General features: G+C 51.2%; 17 protein-coding genes. 6 read left to right on the forward strand and 11 right to left on the reverse strand.

From position 1 onward, the window contains the following. Positions 1-6 precede the first annotated feature (6 nt). From ACZ89R_RS09200 to ACZ89R_RS09210, 3 genes are read left to right on the forward strand one after another with little or no spacing between them, the layout of a single operon-like run. Positions 7-1,107, forward strand: coding sequence for a toll/interleukin-1 receptor domain-containing protein (locus ACZ89R_RS09200; RefSeq protein ID WP_429545974.1), 1,101 nt, complete (start codon positions 7-9; stop codon positions 1,105-1,107). Further along, complete coding sequence (locus ACZ89R_RS09205) at positions 1,065-2,891, forward strand: ATP-binding protein (RefSeq protein ID WP_476241468.1); 1,827 nt, start codon at positions 1,065-1,067, stop codon at positions 2,889-2,891. Before ACZ89R_RS09200 ends, ACZ89R_RS09205 begins: the two co-directional genes overlap by 43 nt. An 18-nt stretch (positions 2,892-2,909) precedes the next feature. Then, positions 2,910-3,299, forward strand: coding sequence for a hypothetical protein (locus ACZ89R_RS09210; protein ID WP_400733296.1), 390 nt, complete (start codon positions 2,910-2,912; stop codon positions 3,297-3,299). 114 nt (positions 3,300-3,413) lie between these two features. Here ACZ89R_RS09210 and ACZ89R_RS09215 read toward each other — a convergent pair whose 3' ends face one another. Continuing rightward, positions 3,414-3,887, reverse strand: coding sequence for a polysaccharide deacetylase family protein (locus tag ACZ89R_RS09215; RefSeq protein WP_429545972.1), 474 nt, complete (start codon positions 3,885-3,887; stop codon positions 3,414-3,416). A 214-nt stretch (positions 3,888-4,101) separates the two neighbouring features. Between ACZ89R_RS09215 and ACZ89R_RS09220 the strand changes: the two genes are divergently transcribed. After that, on the forward strand, positions 4,102-4,464 hold the full coding sequence (locus ACZ89R_RS09220) for a helix-turn-helix domain-containing protein (RefSeq protein ID WP_429545971.1): 363 nt from the start codon (positions 4,102-4,104) through the stop codon (positions 4,462-4,464). A gap of 89 nt (positions 4,465-4,553) precedes the next feature. Here ACZ89R_RS09220 and ACZ89R_RS09225 read toward each other — a convergent pair whose 3' ends face one another. The 9 genes from ACZ89R_RS09225 to ACZ89R_RS09265 form a co-directional block, all read right to left on the reverse strand. Beyond that, entirely contained in the window at positions 4,554-7,685 is a 3,132-nt protein-coding gene (locus ACZ89R_RS09225) for an AAA family ATPase (RefSeq protein WP_429545970.1), read from the reverse strand. After that, positions 7,666-8,214, reverse strand: coding sequence for an ABC-three component system middle component 1 (locus ACZ89R_RS09230; RefSeq protein WP_429545969.1), 549 nt, complete (start codon positions 8,212-8,214; stop codon positions 7,666-7,668). The genes ACZ89R_RS09225 and ACZ89R_RS09230 overlap by 20 nt, the downstream gene beginning before the upstream one ends. Next, a complete protein-coding gene (locus ACZ89R_RS09235) occupies positions 8,198-9,550 on the reverse strand; it encodes an ABC-three component system protein (protein WP_476241494.1) in 1,353 nt (450 codons plus the stop codon). Before ACZ89R_RS09235 ends, ACZ89R_RS09230 begins: the two co-directional genes overlap by 17 nt. After that, a complete protein-coding gene (locus ACZ89R_RS09240) occupies positions 9,492-10,544 on the reverse strand; it encodes a ComEC/Rec2 family competence protein (RefSeq protein WP_429545968.1) in 1,053 nt (350 codons plus the stop codon). The genes ACZ89R_RS09235 and ACZ89R_RS09240 overlap by 59 nt, the downstream gene beginning before the upstream one ends. A gap of 275 nt (positions 10,545-10,819) precedes the next feature. Beyond that, on the reverse strand, positions 10,820-11,035 hold the full coding sequence (locus tag ACZ89R_RS09245; RefSeq protein WP_429545967.1) for a hypothetical protein: 216 nt from the start codon (positions 11,033-11,035) through the stop codon (positions 10,820-10,822). A 1,323-nt stretch (positions 11,036-12,358) separates the two neighbouring features. Further along, a complete protein-coding gene (locus ACZ89R_RS09250; RefSeq protein WP_429545966.1) occupies positions 12,359-12,523 on the reverse strand; it encodes a hypothetical protein in 165 nt (54 codons plus the stop codon). Between the two features lie 122 nt (positions 12,524-12,645). Continuing rightward, complete coding sequence (locus ACZ89R_RS09255; protein ID WP_429545965.1) at positions 12,646-12,807, reverse strand: hypothetical protein; 162 nt, start codon at positions 12,805-12,807, stop codon at positions 12,646-12,648. A gap of 179 nt (positions 12,808-12,986) precedes the next feature. After that, a complete protein-coding gene (locus ACZ89R_RS09260) occupies positions 12,987-13,499 on the reverse strand; it encodes a hypothetical protein (protein WP_429545964.1) in 513 nt (170 codons plus the stop codon). Between the two features lie 194 nt (positions 13,500-13,693). Next, positions 13,694-14,599 carry a site-specific integrase gene (locus ACZ89R_RS09265; RefSeq protein WP_429545963.1) on the reverse strand — a complete coding sequence of 302 codons (906 nt, stop codon included), beginning with the start codon at positions 14,597-14,599 and terminating at the stop codon, positions 13,694-13,696. Between the two features lie 172 nt (positions 14,600-14,771). Between ACZ89R_RS09265 and ACZ89R_RS09270 the strand changes: the two genes are divergently transcribed. Next, on the forward strand, positions 14,772-15,752 hold the full coding sequence (locus ACZ89R_RS09270) for a DNA-binding protein (RefSeq protein ID WP_429545962.1): 981 nt from the start codon (positions 14,772-14,774) through the stop codon (positions 15,750-15,752). A 19-nt stretch (positions 15,753-15,771) separates the two neighbouring features. Here the strand turns inward: ACZ89R_RS09270 and ACZ89R_RS09275 are convergent, their stop codons facing one another. Next, entirely contained in the window at positions 15,772-16,494 is a 723-nt protein-coding gene (locus tag ACZ89R_RS09275) for a hypothetical protein (protein ID WP_429545961.1), read from the reverse strand. Positions 16,495-17,727: 1,233 nt separating this feature from the next. Between ACZ89R_RS09275 and ACZ89R_RS09280 the strand changes: the two genes are divergently transcribed. Then, entirely contained in the window at positions 17,728-18,375 is a 648-nt protein-coding gene (locus tag ACZ89R_RS09280) for a Tn7 transposase TnsA N-terminal domain-containing protein (protein ID WP_429545960.1), read from the forward strand. Positions 18,376-18,378 lie beyond the last annotated feature (3 nt).

The raw sequence follows: 18,378 nt of genomic DNA on the forward strand, positions 1-18,378 counted from the left end.
AATTGTATGGCCTATGTAGGATTTCCGTTCGCACATGATCTATTTGTCAGCTATAGCCACGGAAGCGATCGAGCCGGTAAAACCTATTTCCAATCGTGGTCGGCCGGTTTTGTAGAGGCCCTCAAAGATGAGCTCAAAATAGATCGTAAACTGCGCGATACACTGGATGTCTTTCTCGACACCGATCATCGCCCCGGCCTGGGTGTTGATCCAATGTCTGCATTGACCGATCAATTGCAGGATAGTATCCGCGATTCCGCGTTGTTGATGGTTCTGATGTCCGAAGACTATTTGGCTTCGAGTTGGTGCACTAAAGAGCGCGAATGGTGGTACACCAAGCAGGAGAAACACGGTCTGCCAGTTGATGGCAGAATTGCAGTAGTGAATATCCTTCCTACGTTGGAAACCTGGCCCGCAGAATTCTTGGACAAAGGTAATAACCGATTACCAGGTTTTACCTTCCATCAAAAAATCGCCAACACCGATCGTCCCATTGGTTGGATTGGACCCGGTGAAGGCTTTAAATCCCAGTCCCAATTAGAGTTATTGAGCATTGTCAGTCAACTCATCCCAAGGCTCAATGAACTCAAAGCCCTGTTGCAAGAGCGTGAAAGTACGAAGGAGGATGCCACGCGATTAACCAACCCGGATAACAGGACCATCTATCTTCACGGTCGAGCCGACCAGATCAAAATATGGGATAAAGCCGGACTCGCTTTAACCGGTAGCGGGTATAGCGTAGTGCCGGGTGAACCTGATGCAATCAAATTCGATCCGCAAGACATAAACAAAGTACGTGAACAACGTGTGGAGCTCTTGAGTACCTGCGATGCACTGCTGCTCTTGGGCACTGCCGACGGTCGTGCGCTCGATGCCGACCTGGTTGTCGTGGGTAAACATGATCGCCAGTCAGCTCGCGCGCGCTCGAATCGTCTATTGCCTTGCGGCTTGCTCAATACCGTGGGCAGCGCAATTGCGACGCCGGTTCGCAACGCAACGGCTCGAATTTTTCAAGCGGATTGGATTGACGGGACAGAGGAAAACTGGACGCCACGAGTAGGTCAATGGCTGAAAGAAAAAAGTACACAGCTGGAACCTCGGCCATGAACGCAGACTTTGAGATGCCCCTGGAGGAAATATTCAACGTCAGTCTGCCACCTCGCCCTTACCCCGGGTTGCGCCCCTTCGAGAAGAAAGAATGGCCAATATTTTTTGGTCGTGAACGCATGGCCGATGCCATCGTCAAGGTGCTCGTTGATAAACACTTGCTGGTTGTCCATGGGGATTCTGGCTGCGGTAAAAGCTCGATAGTCCGGGCGGCGGTATTGCCAAGGCTGGAACAGGAAAATGCAAGAGCCGGCCTGCGTTGGCGAACCTGCACCGCACTACCCCGTGAAACACCCCTGCTCAACATCGCCGAGGCATTGGCGGGCCTGGATGGAACAGACCCGAATTCTCAACGGACCATCGAATTAAGACGTGCACTTAACTTTGGTCAAGACGCACCCGCCGCAATTGCCCGGATCCTCGGGGCTGACTCCAGCAATAATATATGCATTCTCATCGACCAGTTTGAAGAGCTTTTCAGCCAAGCCCGCCGCCATGGTCCGGAGGAAGCAAAACTTCTAACCCAATTTTTAATTGCAGCGCATTTGCAGCCTCAACCGGGGTTATACATAGTGTTGACCATGCGCTCGGAGTTTTTGGGGGCTTGCGCTCATTACAGTGGTTTCGCCGAAGTGGTGAATTCCACCCAGTACTTATTACCACGAATGGAGCATTGCGATTTAATCCGGGCCATTTGCGAGCCCGCAAAGTTGTACAACGGTACGACCAGTCGTGAATTGGCTGAACGATTGATCATCGATTCAGGAGGTAGCCAGGACCAACTACCACTTATCCAGCACGGCTTGATGCTGCTGCATAGATTGAATGTGCCTGATACCGAGAAAACCCCTCTGGAATTTCCGAGTTGGTACTTAGGCCTGGAGCACTATAACCAAGAACATCGACTCGCCGGGCTGTTGTCCGCCCATGCGGATGAAGTGTTTGCCCATACTCAGAAAGATCTTGGCAGCCACATCGTAGAAGACTTGTTCAGAGCACTCACCGACATTAATGCCGAAGGGCAGGCCATTCGCAGGCCGCAGACACTCAGACAACTAGTAGCCGTGACAGGCGCAGATGAGCAAAAAGTGCGAACGACTCTGGATGCATTCCGTGCCGATGGCGTATCTTTTTTAACGCCCCATGACCCCTCCCCTTTGGACGATGATGAACTGATAGATATCAGTCATGAAGCATTGATCCGCTGCTGGCACAAAATAGCAGACCCGGTGCAGGGATGGCTGTTTAAGGAATTCATGGATGGTTTGATATGGCGCACCTTATTAGTGGAAGCCGATAGTTTTGAACGAAATCCAGGCAATGTCATCGCGCCCGACATTACCGATGAACGTGTTCTTTGGTTACCGCGCCATAACAAGATTTGGGCAGAACGCTACGGCAAGGGATGGGATCGTGTAAAGCGTTTGTTAGATGCCAGTGCCGAGGCACGCGATCGCGTCAGGGAACAGAAAGCCGCTCAGGACCGTCAAAAGGTGCGATCCAAAACTATCAAATACAGTTCAGCCGCTGCCATTATCGCAATAATGGCAGGTGGATATGCCATCTATTTCATGAAAGAACTTTCAACGACTAACGTAGTACTTGAGGCACGCACCCAGCAGCTTGAAACGACAACCAAACAGTTGGAAACTTCCGACGAAAAATTGAACTCTACCTATAACAACATTGACCTCACCCTTGAAAGTGCTTTGAAAAAAAACCCAACCCTCGAAAAACCACTTCAAGAAATCAAGGCAGAACTGCAATTGCAACGCCTACAATAATGACAGGACTAAAGTAGAATGAGCCTACGCCAACGCTACCGGCACAAACCCGATCAATACATCACCGCCGTGCGCCTGGACCTCGACACCCCGGGCTTTGCCTACCGCAAATGGGGCGCCGAACAATTCTGTAAACCCGGCGACTGGCTGGTGAACAACGCCGGTGAAACCTATACCGTCGACGCCGAAGTGTTCCCCAGGACCTACCGCCAATTGGCGCCTGGCATGTACATCAAGAGCACGCCGGTGTGGGCCGAAATCGCCCGCGAAGGCGGCAGCGTACAGACCAAGGAAGGCCAATCGCATTACCAGGCCGGCGACTACGTGGTATTCAACGACGAAAAAGGGCTCGATGGCTACTGCATCAAGGCCGAGCGTTTCAATGCCATGTATGAGCTGGATGTATGAGGCTTGGTACGTAGCAACACCTTGATCTGGGTACGACCTTCCATCGATGGTCGCCTCCCCAACCTCAATTACAACAAGTACCCGATACGCACGATACATTCACCCTCAGAACGGCTACTTATGCGCTTTAACCGGTCCCTGATAATAAGGCAGCCTGTCAATCCGTGGTTCATAGGCGCCCGTGGATACACTGCGCTGGACATACGCGGCGATCTCATCCATCCGTGCAAACCAGACATCACCTTTGGCCATCATGTATTCGATCAACTTCGAAACTTCATGCCATCGTGACAACCGACCGGAAAGGAAAGGATGCCAGACGGGTACGAAGAGAGCGCCATACTCCCAGGCAGCATCGAACTCGGCCTTGAAAACTTCGACGGCGCGTTGCGGCGATTGAATCGGCATCTGAAAATCAAGGTCGATGCTGTGCATGTACTGAGGCCAGTCATCCAGCGCCCAGCTGGATGGAAGTTCCACCAGCTCTCCCGCACCCGTGCGCAACAGATAAGGCACATCATCCCCCATCAACGAGGCGTCATAACTGAAGCCTCTCTCGATCAACAAGTCAGCCGAATGCTCTGACATATTGTACAGGGGAGCCCGACAGCCCCGCGGTGCCTGGCCGGTGAATCGCTTGATGGTGTCGCAACCGCGATCGAGCCAATAAGCTTCTTCTTCGCGGGTCAGTTCGTTTGGATGCTCATGTACCTCCTGCCACAGCTAAAAGCCAGGTTTTATAGCAATGTAATTTCGCCACCTGCACCGACTCATTGCCAGGGCAATCCAAGTAAGGTTAGCTTTGCTCAGGTTTTTTTTCTGCCACCCACAACGCGGTGTAACTCTGCAGGTCAGCGACGATTTAGCGAAAGCGCTAGGGGTCGATCCGTTGAATCTCCTCACGGTGGCTTACGCCGCGGAGCACGCAGCATCCCCCAGAGAAATCCTGCAGCGCCTGGAGGCAGATCTGATCAAGATGGATCTGCTCGACGCTGCCATTTCGTTGGACGCGAGCGCCCAGGAGCAATCTGTGACAGCACAAGCTGAGGCATTGAGAGCGCGTATTCAGGAACTGAAAGCTCAAGGTCTATCCCAGGCAGAGATTGCCAGGCAGCTAGGTGTTTCGGGGGCGACGGTTAGCCGGCATCTGCGCAAGGCAGATTGACGTCTAGATAGCCATCGGTTGCCTTGGTATCAACGTCAAAGCAATGGTAGTTAAAGAAGGGACGAGGCCGTCCCCTTTGTAATCAAACGCTAATTGAGGAAGGGCTCGACGGGTACTACTACGCCAAACTTTTCAAGCTGCAAGAATTTTGATCCGACAATCTCCGCCGGTATTTTTCGCTGGAGGAGACCGAAGAAATTTTCATCATGCGTTGAAATAATTATCTGCTTTTTAAACTGAAGGCAGATACTGCGCAGCAGATCAATAGTCGAAAGAATGTTAATCGAGTCCATCGACTGGATAGGATCATCGATCATGATTACATCAATAGAGTTTCCTTTGTCATCTACTGCATGGAGCGCGCTTGCAAGAAATACGCTTAAGCTCAAAATATTGGATTGGGCAGCACTAAAGTAAAGGATTGGTGAAATCTGTACCCCATCCTCATCGCTTACCACAATATTCAGACCTGGTTTATCAACATCAAAATCAGCCTTAAACTCTACTTTTTTAAATGAAGGATGCGGATCGATTTTTCGATAAATAGAGTTAATAAGGTCTTCGTAGAAGAAATTATTAATAAACGTTTTCAGCTGCTGAATCACCGCCCCTCTTTCGGCAAATAGAATATCGTTTACTTTATTTCGCTGATCAAGCTTCAACTCTACAGCAGCCAAATCCTGTTGCAGCGACAGACGCTTAACATAGGGCTTAAATGAAATCATCAACTCAAGCAGCAGCTTGAAGCCATTAACTAAGCGTTCAAGGCTATCATTCCGCAGAAGCCGATTACTTATTCCACCCGTCATTATAGATTTAATTTTTCCCAGATCCTTCTCGCCCTTAACATCAATCAAGCCAGCAAGGCTTTCATAGAAAGCATTTATCGCTGATTGAGATCGTGCAAGATCTAGCCCCAAGCTTTCTTTTTGAGACCTAAGTAGCGAAAACTCAACCCAATTCCCATCATCTTGCATTTTCTGTTGCAGGGTGTTGCACTGGGTAGCGAGAGCCTCACTGTTTCGCCTGTGATTTTCCAACTCAGTAGTAACTTCGGCCTTCTTAAGGTCACAATAACTTCTGAGGTCTGCAGAGCTCAGTGCATTATCAGTTAAATATTTAAGCACCAAGAGATAAGCATCCAAGCCACTTCTAGTATTGTACTCTGAAACTAGAACCTGCAACTCCAAATCGTTTTCCGAAATTTTATTCTTGAGAACATCTATTTGCTCTGCCAAGCCCGTCTGGCGGAGCATCAGATCTGCCCGCTTTTCGGAGAGCTGGCGCACTTCCGCTTCAGCGCGCTGTATCAGCTCATCTTGAGTAAGATTCCATACAGATTTTTCCAACTCGCTGATTCGGTGCTCTAAAGCCTTTTTTTCTGCCTCAAAGGTAGATTTTTCGCGTTCTGCCTGATCTAGTCGACTGCTTAAATCTTTAGACTTCCCTTGAAGGCTAGTAAGTTGCAGAATATGTACTTCCGCCGCGCCCCGAGCAATATCATCAATTTCACTCAATAGCTTTTCTTTACGCAACCTAGAGAGCGCAAGCTTATCTGTGTTCTCTTGACTCAATGCAGACAACAGATGCTGGCCTTTGACTTTATCCAGCAGTTCATCAGCTGACTCATGATTTGCGCTGCATAAAGGGCAAACATGAGACGGCCATGCATTAAGATACTCAATCCCTGTAGCAATAAGCCGTTCGTGCACCCCCATCTGATCAGTCAGCGCTTTCTGGGTCGTATGTACCGTTTGCTCAAACGCCTTGATAGTATCGAGCTCACTAAAGCACCGCGTCAACCTATCGATCTTATCTTGATCTATAAGGGACAAACCTAAGGGATCAAACAAGAGAAAGTCCGAAGTAACCTTAAGCGCAGAAACTTTTTTAATTTCTTCCGCCAAATCACTTAATTTTGACTTGTCTAGGCGAACTGCAATTTCTTTTTCCGCTATATGCTGCCCAAGAAACTCGACTCGCGCGCGATGAACCGACATTTCAGAATAAATCGGGCCAGCATTATCAATCGAATTCCTGAGGAATAAAGCCCTTTCGTCAGACTCTTTTAGCTCTTTCTTTAAATCCTCTGCAGATTTAGCCAGGCCCAGTAACTGAGAAGAACTGCCCGAACGCGCCTCGCCTAATGATTTCTGTCTTGTAGCAATCTCACCTAGACGCGCTTCAGTGTCGAAATATTCGTTTAAGTTTTCACTGATCGAAACAATTTTTCCAAGGCGGTCATTTGTCTGCTGAAGATCAGACTTGCACTTATTATACCCATCTAGCAGCAGCTGGTAATTATCAGCATCAATCACCCCTTGCGAAAGACGCGCAGAAGCATCCTTCTTCTCCTCAATAAATTTTCTTTGGAGCTCCACATCGACCGTCTTAAAAACTCTATCCGAGAGTGTTTCTATCGTCCGAGCATTTGACTCCAGCTCCACAGTGAGTTCATGCTGCCTTGAGACGAGACTCGAACTTAGTGCATGCTCACTCTGAGAAGAAAAACCTTCATCAGCCAGAGTGATATTTTCACCGAGATCATTGAGTTTTGAGGCCTCTGCGTTGAAACGCTCAAATATGGAAAGATCTACTGGCTGCTCGAGCTCCGCGATGAGCTCCTCGCGCTGGTTATTAAGATTAATTAGCTCAGCACTGTTATCAGCCATAAGCACTGTTAGCTCTTTACGAGCAATTTCGGCTTGACCACCGAAACTTTCCATAAATTTCTCATATCTCTGTTGCGGCTTTGCTTCTCTAAGAAACCTGTCAATCTCATCTTGGCTCAAAATCACTCGCCGGAAATAATCATTCTCCCGATCTTCAGTGTTTCCAATTCGCAAATCTCGCCCATTAGATCTGACAGTAGGAAGCGTTCGGGAAAATGGCTTAGGCCTGGTTGTATCAACTACAACCCTGGTAGCCATCTTTTTATCGGCATACTTATTCCTAAGTATCTTTTGCCCAACCTTATCATATTTCGTAATACGAGCGGCGCTCTCGTAATTAGCCTTATTATACTCACCCCCAAGCCGCTCCAGATGGTTGGTTACAGCCCACTCAACCGCATCATAAAACGAGCTTTTACCAAAACCATTTGGCGCGAATATAGCTACAAAGTCAGAAGGAACATCACCCGCATTGGTAAAATCAAAAGTCCCTTCAGATTTCAACTTATAAGCGCGAAACGCTTCGATCTCAACTTTTTTGATTTTCATCTTTATTCAGAAATTCTATAATGTTATTAATCATAGAGGCGCGCTTTTCTTTGGACTCAACCTTCTGATCCAACGGTGCGCCACGCACAAATTCTTCTAGGGAAAGCAAAGCTTCTCTTGGCTCATTTACGCGCGAATCAAGTGTCAAATCGGAGCCTAGCAGTTGCTTTTCCAGCTCAACAGCCAACTGATCGGGCGTAGGCATTTCAGAATAACCATCTAGCACTACTTTACGAGCAGAAAATTTATTATTTTCAATTTCATACTTTTGCCACAGCGACACTTTCTGAGTCGTAACGTAGGCTAAATACAAGTTCCATGATGCCAAATTCCCTTTCGGCTGATAATGAACAGAAACAAAACCTTGAATCGCGCGCCAGTGCTTGATGATATCTGATGCGCGCTCACACAAGCAGGCTATGCAAGAAATGTATGACAGAGAGTCATCCGATCGAAACATATGAAACTCAATGCCGTCACACTGAGCACTGAGAAAACCAAGATCGTACTCTTTAAGTAATAATTTCATTCAGCCTTTCCCTAAAATATTGCAACTGCTGCCTACCTGGGAATTTTTTTGGATATTCATCTTCTTGTTCAATGACACAACTACTACGCAACCCTTCCAAATGGGCCAGCTTAAAGCTCGCGTATAGTTCACCCTCTACATTATCAATAGCTAACGGGCCTTGATTGGGCACTACAGAAATATTACTTATTACGCCTTCAAGCCTGAATTTCGGTGGGAACGGTTTTGCTGCTATGTCAGGTGAGGCAACAATGAGGGTCCCGTTTCTGTCCAGAAGCTTACGTGCAATTTTTAGAACTTCTTCCAGACGACCAATCCAATTCGAGGTATCACTCGTGTACAGCAATCGACGCCGCTTCTCAATACCTTCAATATACCTTCCATCAGTCACACCAACATTATCCATTAGCGCGGATATGACAACAAACTCTAAATAAGCAACCCACAACGCTCGTACTTCTAGCTCGCCAGCGTGCTTAGGATCCAGCAGCAATTGAGTCTTATACTTTTTCATGATTTCGTAGGGAGGAGGCAAACCATTTGAAATCAGCGAATCTGCAATATTGATCAATGAAGCCTTAAGGTCTTGAACGTTTCGCTGCTCAACCACATTGAACTCAAAGATCATCTCTCGCACTCTAGAGAAGCATTCAAGGTGAGCGGGAATCATCGGAGCACTTGAGTGCGCAGCGACTATTTCATTAAACCTTGCAAGGCTATGACACTCTACACGACCAAATTGATTCCCCCTTCGTGTAGCCTCCATTTTAAACTCAACACCTACAAGGTATGGATAACCATTATCAACATGGTATACCCCGCCACCAGAGATCCCCTTGAGAATGTCTACGCCTGGAATACCATCCACAGTAAATACTACTAGCTCATCAGCCACACTAGTCGAATGGCCATCCCATTGCTTTACAGGTTCTGCACTTTTTCTTTCTGTTTCGGGAAAGCCAACCACTGTCAAATTAGCCCTGTGTGGCAAATCTGAAGCAGCCCAAGATCTTTGCGCAACATCGGCTTGGTGAGCGACCTTTAACACCGCGCAGTCTAGGGGCTTTTTCCTACCAACTTTTGGAGAAGGTAGCACCTCTAGAACTTCAATATTACGCCCTTGATGGTCGGTAACAACATTGGTGGCAGCATCTGCCTCAACTGCATGCCCAGCTGTGAGCACATAGGAATAGTCATTGGTCATCGCATTAACCAGCACTCCACTGCCACCATTCACCATGACACAATATGACCGCATGATTTCCGAGAATGTCATTTTAGAATCTGATCTCATCACCAAGCACTTCAAGACGAGAGGAAAAATCCTCAACTTCATCAGCAAAAAGTAGCTGCTCAATCACATCCTCATAATTAAACGCTGCTTTGCCACTGGTACTTTTTATAATCCGAGCAATAGTTCTTTTGTTTGGCAGGCCGTGCCTAGATCCGTCTGTGGAAATAATATATAGCGGCGAATCCAGCAACGACAAAAAATCACTACTTGTGTTGTATTGGCTTCCATGATGCGAGAGTTTCACAAGCTCCAGCTTTAACTTGTTGGTTGCACTGTAGCCACAACGCCGCAGATTACTTACGACTACCTCATCATGAGCATCTCCGAGAAAAAGCATTTTTTCCCCATCAGCTTCTAAGATGAATGCTATAGAACTACCATTGTACACGGACGAATCCGACTCAAACTTGTCATCCGCCCAAATGTCATCTAGAGAAAGGTGGTAGTCATTGTCATGCGCGGACGTCTCTCCAGAATCCTCCTCCACTGGCCATTTGTGTAAAAGCTTCTCAAGCTGCTTCCTATTAGGAGACAGAATTTTCAACTTGAACGGGCCAATTTCATATTCTTGGGGAGCCATGATAAGCGGGGCACGTTTGCACCCAAGCTTGTCGAGCAGTTTCTCAAGGTCTTGGCCTTGTTTCACGCTGGTTTCAGGCGAGTCGTCAGCCAGCATGATGTTATTTTCCGGTATTTCCGGAACATTGAAGTGTCGGGTTATTAGCCGTGATGAGTTGAACCACATAGACTTGACCATTTTTCCCAGGTAATCAGGCTCTTCGAAAGCTTTGATTAAACCGTGGATGTGATCGTCGTCAATGTGGGTAAGAATGGCCAGGTCGACGGACTGCCCTTGATCCTTCAGCTCGTCCAGAGCATCACAGAGTGCTCCCGAGTAGCGCTGCCTAGGCCCATGCTTGAAGGTCTGCGCGGTTCCCCCATCTACCAGTAGGTTAAACACACCGGAAGGCCCCTCATGGGTAACCAGGATGCAGTCTCCATGATTCGCTTTGAGGACGCGTACGATGATACCCATCAGGACTCCCTGTCACCGCCATTAGGCCGGCAAAATGCCAGTAGCATAGTTCGGAAGCAGGAAAGTACCAAGAGTCACGCTGCAAATCTATTTTGACGCCCAACGAGCGGCGGTATTTGGAGCGGGGGCTGTTCATAGCCTTGAACACATACAGAGATACGCTGTGCCAATTTTCTCCGTCATAGCTCCAATGAGAAGTTTTCAAAAAGCAACAGGTGTAAGCATTAGTTCCCTATCGTAAATCCCGTGAGCCACGGTGAGCTTGATACTCTGGCCTATTGCCTAGCTGCGGATTTCATCTGCCAGATCGTCGCCGCCTTCATAGAGGCCATCCAGGTTGGAAAACAGATCGTAAAGCCGGCATTGACGTTGAGCGACCACGTCGAGGCGACCGTTGAGAATGCTTGCCTGACCAGATTTGTATCGAGCTTGCTCTGCGGGGTATCAAGAGCATAACCGTAGAGTTCGATCTTCTGAATGCTGGCATCCATTGCGTGTCACCGTTCCAGGGTTGCGGATAGCAGTAAGGGTGTAGTGCAACCTCATCAAAGGTGAAGCACGCCCTTCGGCAACAGTGGCACAGGCCACTGCATACTACCTGCCGTTTTCGACAGTGACTAAAGTCGCTAACCGACTCCTTAGCCTACTCCTCGACCTCCCTGGAACCTCGCCCGGAGAACCTGTCAGAAAGGAACTAAGGGCTTTGTCGCAGCACCAAACAATGGATGTCTAGGAGCAATCATCACAGCAGTTGGTCGCCAGTATCGGGGGCTGACGAGCAGCACGATGCCTCCTCAAAGCACACGACACTCTCTGCAGCTCGCTGCGCCGCCTAACCGTCCGTTATCGGCGGATTCTGTTGAAAACAGTCGGCCATGTTTTCCGCAACTTAAAAGTACACGTCCGAGATTGAAATCTTTACTTTCAGCAGAGGTTTCCCGACGCAGATGTCACGAGCAGTGTGTAAAAAATGCGTTTTCACCGGTCAATGATCAGGCAGTTTTGGATGACCGACTTTTTCAACAGAATCGGCCAATTGCTGCCTATCGCGAACGATCGCAATTGGCCGTTCATGAATGCTTCAACGTACATTCAAACAGGGGCGATCAGGCTTCGGCCCCCTTGCTGAGAGCTCGCTGCTACTGCGGCTTAAGCAGGAAGTGTCCGAGCGCTGGAGCCGATATCAAGGCACCACGTATGCTTTGGGGTATCGTGAATGTCGTGGTTGCCATCAGCCTCTGGTGGGTGTGGGCTACCGAAAGGGGAAAGCCGAAGCCCTTGACCGATGATTTCGGCAGCGCGGTTGACCTGTGCCCGCGTGGCGATGGGCGAAATATCCGCCGCCGCTTCGGGCACGCCCTGAATCAAACCGTTGTCCTGGTTCGGGAAGAAGCCCTTGGGGGATACCGACGCACAGTACCGCCGTCGCCGCCAGCGTGGCGATGGCCACGGCCAGGGTGATGCATTGATGGTCAGCACCCAATCCAGGCTGCGCCGATATCCATTATGCTGACCATCGAAAACCCGCTCCCAAACCCGGACAAAGCGCCCTTCCTCCTGGTCGGAATGGGGTTTGAACAGCCTAGTGCAGTGTAATTTCGCAGGCGTGGCCGCACACGGCTCGCAAGTAAGATCACTGCCTGAGGTGTCGACCAAAAATAGATATCGAGGGTAATCCTGAATCTTGTAACCCTCATTTTTGCACTGTAAACCTCGGTAGTTTACAAGTCATAAAGGTGGTTTACACGAAGCAGTATCACCACCACTAAGACCTTGGAGAAGCTGGTTTTGCGGCGCGAAGAAGCGGTTGGGCCTCACTGGCCGAGCGTATACCCCCCTAAAACAATCAGTTCTGGACGTGCATTTATTCCTTCAGGGGTCTTGTTGCCTTCTTGCCTCGAGGAGAGCTTCACGAACTTCCCCCTGACGATTTTTACAATTACCATCTCAAGCAACAAAGCTCCACCTGAAAAAGCCATGAAGCAGTCCGTGATAAAGGCGTAAACTCATTGAGTTTCTCAGACTACGATGAAGCATCGTTCTTTTGATTGCCTGTAAGTAAAAAAAACCGTCGAGAGCGGATCTTGGTTGGGGGCAATTTTCATTGCTTCGCGGTGGGATCCAGTGGCGTCTGACCTTCTGCCTTCTCCACCCGGCGAAACTCAGCCTTGATCGCTCTGACCGCCCCAACCAACGGTACAAAATAGAGTCGTGGGGCTTCTTTCGCAGCTCGAATGAATTCTGAAAAAAATGTCGTTTTCATGACAGTAACTCCTCGCTACCTGAAACCGAAAATCCGTTTACGTATAGCAATCCCGTTCGTAAGCGGCAAGCGAAACCTGATGATCCATCGTCCCGCTCTGACAGCTTCAAAACCTCACCTAGCTTAGTTCCCGCCAAGACGACATTCGAGCTTTTCGCACAATCTAGTCCGTAAGCCGTTCATTTGCCACGGTCATGCTTGTCTCTTATTTTATTGAACCGATAACGTTCGACCATTCGAGCACCAACACTTGTTCTATTAATCTTTTCGATGGCTTGCTCATCAAAAGATAGCAAACTAATAGTCCCGCCAAGCGGCCAGGTATTTTCGATAAAATCATCGACCGTCCTGCATTTGTAAGCAAAGTACCAACTGCTATAGCCCAACGCATGTGCCAACATTTCGTACATAGCCCCGCACTTAATTTTGGAGCCCGATACGCTGGCGATTTTGCGTAATCTTTTATTGGTGATTCTGCACCGATTTAAAAAAAGTCCAGGACTCAGTGCAATCAAAACAAACCGATCGGCCAAACGATCGTCGCGAAATACGTAATTTGCATCCGGGTACCACCCATGAAGATTGTTGGCAGCCAGAAATGATTCAAAATGCTCACCCAGATGCACTACAGCCGCACGCGCTGTGAGTTGTTTGGGAACGCCCTGAGGCGGTAGCTCAATAATTGTTGCCATCGCTTTTCACTCCTTACGAGTTGGGTTCGAAACAGTTCATCCGCGACCGCACCGGTCTCCCCTCAATGGCCAACCATTCTCAGCTCACCACGTGTGGCAGCTTGTCACTGGACGGCCAGCAAGTTATGTCTAAACCCTGTCATGGGCATGCATCTCTAGCCTTCCGACAGGTCAGAGGGGCGCCGTCGGAACGCTCAACGGGCCCAATCGCCAAACGGCACATCCGCTTCGATATAGCGCATCGCCGACTGCACATCGCGCCAACCGACATACTCCATCAACGCCTTGCTGCTCCACTGATTGCGACTGGCCCAGGTGGCAAAACCGCGGCGCAGCGAATGCGCGGTGTAACCCTCGCCAGCTTCACCGCTGCGCACAAACGCCAGACGCAAAATACGCGAGAGGCTGTTCGGATTGACCCGTTCCTCCGCTAAATGGCCCCAACGGTCGATGGCGCGAAACACTGGCCCGTGGTGGAGGCCACTGACGAAGAGCCACTGCTGGTAGGCGTCCACTGGGCATAATCGCTTCAGTGCCGGGAGCACCAGGGTGCGGCCGCGATGGTCGCGATCGGTTTTGCTGCTGGTGAGGAAAATCTCCAGCGCTTGCCCTTCACGCAACTGGATATGCTCGATACGCAATCGGCACAATTCGTCGCCCCGCAGCGCACGCCAAAAACCCATCAGGATCAACGCCTGGTCCCGCGCCGCACGCAGTCGCACCGCCCTTTGTTCAGAGGTCAACTGCAGGTTCAAGCCCTCAATGCACGCTTCCAGCCTCTGTAACTGCAGCGCTTCAGCCTGCTTGATCGGTTGCGGATGCAGCGCCTGAATGCCGCGCAGGACATCACGCACCCGCGACGCTTTGGTCGGGTCATCGAAGCCGTACTGCTGGTGCCATTGGGCCAATGCCGCCAGGTGCGTACGCAAGGTGTTGCTGGACAACTGCGCGCCATAGGCTGCCAGGTAACGCACGATGTTTTCACTGGAGGCCGGCAGCACCCCGCCCCACTCCGCTTCAAAGTGTTCAATGGCCTGTGCGTAACGACGCTGGGTGCTCTCGCGTCGCGCCGCCTGTAAGTACCGCTCCGAATCGCTCACGAGACCTCCCGCATACCGCCTTTCCGGAGCTCTGCACCGATTAAGGCTTGTCACGTTCAAGAATTCAGCATTCTCGAACGCCAGTCCGTCCGAATTCCTGCCGTCCTAAAGGCAGGGTTACAGCTGTAATTGCATACTCCGTAAACCAGTACGAAATCGTCGGAGTCAGGCCATGGCACGCGGTGGCATCAACAAGGCCGTGGTGCAAATCGCCCGCGAAGCGCTGCTCGCCCGCGGCCAGCACCCCAGCATCGACGCCGTGCGCGTGGAGCTGGGCAACACCGGTTCGAAGAGCACCATTCAGCGCTACCTGAAGGAACTCGGCGCCCGAGAGCAGGCGCTGCCGCCTACCCCCGACGAGGAACTGCACAGCTTTGTCGCCGGTTTAAGTGCTCGCCTCACGGTGCTTGCCGAACAGGCGGTCGCCGAGGATCGCCAGCGCCTGCAGCGGGATCGTTCGGCGTATGAGCAGCAGCGGCTGCAGCACCAGGCGCAAATCGATCACCTGCAGAGCGCTTACGCCGGCCTCGATCGTGAGCTGCAGGCGCTGCGTGAGCACGAACGAACACTCCAGGAGCAACTGCGCCAAGCGGACGGCGAATGCCAACGTTTGGGCCAGCTGCAACACGACCTGAACCAGCTGTTGATCGAACGGGCGGCGCACCTCCAGTCATTGGAGGACAAGCACCGCCAAGCGCGCGAGGCTCTGAAGCACTTTCGCCAAGAGCATCTGACCCAGCGTGAGCAGGAAACCCAGCGTCACGACGCGCAAGTGCAGCAGTTGCAACACGAGTTGCGTGCACTGCGTATCAGTCTTTCGGACAAGCAAGAAGAACTCGCCCGCCTATTCCAGGACAACGAACGGCTGGTCGGTGAACTACGCCACCAGGGCCAGCAAGCTCGCCAACGTGAACGTGCGCTGCAGCAGTTGCGACAACAAAACCAGGATGCGGAAGTCCGCGAGCACAGCGCGCAGGCGCGGGTCCAAGCGTTGACCACCGAACACGCCGGCCTGCGCGAACGGGTCAAGCGTCAGGTGCTCACGGAACGGCAGAGCCGTCGCGAACTGCGGTTCCAGCGGCAACAGATCGCGCGCTTGCAGGACTTGCTCAGCCACTCGGCACCACCACCCTTGACCACCGCCGACAGCTAGCTTTGCTCCCAGGCCGCCCCTAGCTGAAGCCCGCTGCGACGGGCGCAGGTTCGGTCGCTGATGCAGCGGAAACGTCGGGCCATTCACCCATCGCAAAACGATCACGTCGGTGGCCCTTAAGTGCAGCCTCCACCCACTTAGCCTGCCGCGTTGACCGCTCAAAGGGCGCTGACGGACCGACTAGCGCCGAGGCGTTCTGCCGCTGCCATGCTTCGTCCGGCCAGCAATACTGAACAACGGTACAGGCGTAGAGGTCCCAACCGGATATCCAGCCGCGATAGCGCAGCCAGTCAGCGTAGCGGTTGAGTTCCATATAGGCCTGCTCAAAGGCAGCGGAGTCGGACGGCCAATCATCAATGAGCTCAAACAAACCGCGCCTATACAATTCATTGAGCAACTCGTACAGCGGCTGACGGACGAAGCATCCTGGTTCAGTCATACACACCAGGAGCAGGTAATTCAGAAAATGTGTGCGCAACCAATTACGGTGGGATTTGAACTGTCTGGCGGTCGAACCCAATAGAGCGAGGACAAACCCCAAGTTGCGCCAGTCGGGGCAGACACACAGGCGACGCATCAGGACGGGACCAAGCGCCGGAAGCCGGTATCCGTTCCCCAAGTAGAGGGTTTGTGCCAGATGATCGGTGTGGCGCCGCATATCCCAGAGCCGGCTCAGGACGTCCCACAACGGGTCACTCATCACGGGCTGCAAAGTTGGAAAGTCCACCAGCAGTTCGTTCAAACAGATCTTATGAAGCTCACTGCCTGTCAGTAACCGCCGCCACTTGTTGTTACGGTTCGGGTTTATCCGTGAATGATGCTGGTGTGTCCATGCGCAGCCACATCGCTCCAATGCGGGTCCGTCGTGCCGACATCCAAAGCAATTACACAGACTGTGAGCAACTACGCGGCCTCTCAGTTGGCCGACTAGTGATGAACCAGGCATGGCACCTCACCCTTTTCCGCTTCAAACACCTGCAGTGAAGCACACTGCTGGCCAACGAGCGCGCGCGCCCCGGCGAACATCACAACATGCGTTGATAAAATGGCGTCAAAACCAGCCGCCTCAAGGGGATAGTTCGACAAATTTTAGGACGTAGATCTGCGGTCAAGAGTGGTGTTGAATAATGTTAACAACGCAAAAAATCAGCAAACTTCTGTCACGTGCTGAGAGCGCCACCATCATGAGCACCATACTTGATCGGTATCGTTTGCGAAGAGAAGCGACTGCACGTCGCGCCAGTGCAGAATGGGCTTTTAGCTCGCGTCGCCTGCTGCCCTTGGCGATCTCTCCGCTCTCATCAATCACTCAACCTGAGCGCGACGAAGCGCTTCGGCACCACGCCTTTCCTTTACGAACGACGCTGTCGCTGTCCAACCTCCATCACTGCCCCTATCCGTCTCCACAGGCCAGTACGCCCCCCAACCTGAATTTGTTTCGCCGGGATAATTGGCTGTTCGCGGGGGATTTTTCTCGCGATCCCAAACATAGCTTGTTCAGTTACCTGCTGGGCGCGCTTGGGATGAAGGTCTGCGTCGAACCGCTGTCGACATGGACACCCGACATCCATGTCGACGAACCTATGGGTGGGCTTATGCAAATCGTAATACTGTCCGATACACGGACACGCCTTGTACTCGGGGCACACCTTTGCGCTGGGTATGCGATCTGCGAGTGGGTAATTGGTAGGGTCGAAGCCTTGGCGGATCATCCCATTAGACGGCCTGGCCGAACTCGCGCCGGCATCAACAATTACCCTCGGAACGAGCAGACTTCCCCCCCAACGAACCAGCGGTCAAGTGCTGGATCACATAAGCTGAAAGGGCTGCGTCCCTTCGCTCCTAAGCATGTCGGTGAACCTCTTCGCTATTGCCTGGACAATGGCCCCGAGCTCGACATGTCCGCTCTTTACTTGAGGGCCTTGGCGGTGAGTGATGTGGACCAACCATCGCTAACACTCTCGGAGCCCAATCAATGGTTACTCGATATGATCGGCAAGCGCCAAATACGGGCTATACGCTAGAACCGAGCAAACCGTTGGTGTTTGGAAAACCCCGCAAACTGGTGACCTTCGTTGCCTCGCGCAAGAACCAGGTCTACATAGGCTGCGAGACCTTACTGGAGGCTGATTTTTGCATTCATCTGGAATATCAAGCAGCTATCGCCGCCTACCAATCGCAGCCCTTCACCATCTGCTTCACCGAGTCGAAAACCCGCTATACCCCTGACTTTCTTGCAACACTGGTGGACGGTAACCAGGTTGTGTACGAGGTGAAAAGCTGCGCGGGTGCTCGCAATCGAAAATGGCAAATACGGCGTGCCGTACTTGAGCAACTGTTTAGCCGAAACGGTTTAGGGTTCGAATGCGTTGAAGAGCGTCAGTTTTGCCATCCTGTCCAGATCCAAAACCTTCGCACGCTATACCATTTGGGCTACAACGGCAGCCTCGCCAGCGTGCCGTATATGCTTCGCCTACTGCGCGAACAAACACAAAGAAGTGCGTCGATCAGTTTTTTGCTGAAACAGGGAGTTCCGCAGGCTGATATCACCTGTGCGCTGTTTCATCAACGGCTGCATTGCAATCTGCAGCGCCCGCTGAACTTACTCAGCCGCGTGTGGTGAATG

This window comes from Pseudomonas sp. TE3728 (assembly GCF_056279145.1).

Excerpts from the sequence above, each read along its gene's own strand:
- ACZ89R_RS09200 (WP_429545974.1), top strand. The coding sequence starts at position 7 with ATGGCCTATGTAGGATTTCCGTTCGCACATGATCTATTTGTCAGCTAT.
- ACZ89R_RS09205 (WP_476241468.1), top strand. The coding sequence starts at position 1,065 with ATGGCTGAAAGAAAAAAGTACACAGCTGGAACCTCGGCCATGAACGCA.
- ACZ89R_RS09210 (WP_400733296.1), top strand. The coding sequence starts at position 2,910 with ATGAGCCTACGCCAACGCTACCGGCACAAACCCGATCAATACATCACC.
- ACZ89R_RS09215 (WP_429545972.1), bottom strand. The coding sequence starts at position 3,887 with ATGTCAGAGCATTCGGCTGACTTGTTGATCGAGAGAGGCTTCAGTTAT.
- ACZ89R_RS09225 (WP_429545970.1), bottom strand. The coding sequence starts at position 7,685 with ATGAAAATCAAAAAAGTTGAGATCGAAGCGTTTCGCGCTTATAAGTTG.
- ACZ89R_RS09230 (WP_429545969.1), bottom strand. The coding sequence starts at position 8,214 with ATGAAATTATTACTTAAAGAGTACGATCTTGGTTTTCTCAGTGCTCAG.
- ACZ89R_RS09235 (WP_476241494.1), bottom strand. The coding sequence starts at position 9,550 with ATGAAGTTGAGGATTTTTCCTCTCGTCTTGAAGTGCTTGGTGATGAGA.
- ACZ89R_RS09240 (WP_429545968.1), bottom strand. The coding sequence starts at position 10,544 with ATGGGTATCATCGTACGCGTCCTCAAAGCGAATCATGGAGACTGCATC.
- ACZ89R_RS09245 (WP_429545967.1), bottom strand. The coding sequence starts at position 11,035 with ATGGATGCCAGCATTCAGAAGATCGAACTCTACGGTTATGCTCTTGAT.
- ACZ89R_RS09250 (WP_429545966.1), bottom strand. The coding sequence starts at position 12,523 with ATGGCTTTTTCAGGTGGAGCTTTGTTGCTTGAGATGGTAATTGTAAAA.
- ACZ89R_RS09255 (WP_429545965.1), bottom strand. The coding sequence starts at position 12,807 with ATGAAAACGACATTTTTTTCAGAATTCATTCGAGCTGCGAAAGAAGCC.
- ACZ89R_RS09260 (WP_429545964.1), bottom strand. The coding sequence starts at position 13,499 with ATGGCAACAATTATTGAGCTACCGCCTCAGGGCGTTCCCAAACAACTC.
- ACZ89R_RS09270 (WP_429545962.1), top strand. The coding sequence starts at position 14,772 with ATGGCACGCGGTGGCATCAACAAGGCCGTGGTGCAAATCGCCCGCGAA.
- ACZ89R_RS09280 (WP_429545960.1), top strand. The coding sequence starts at position 17,728 with ATGGTTACTCGATATGATCGGCAAGCGCCAAATACGGGCTATACGCTA.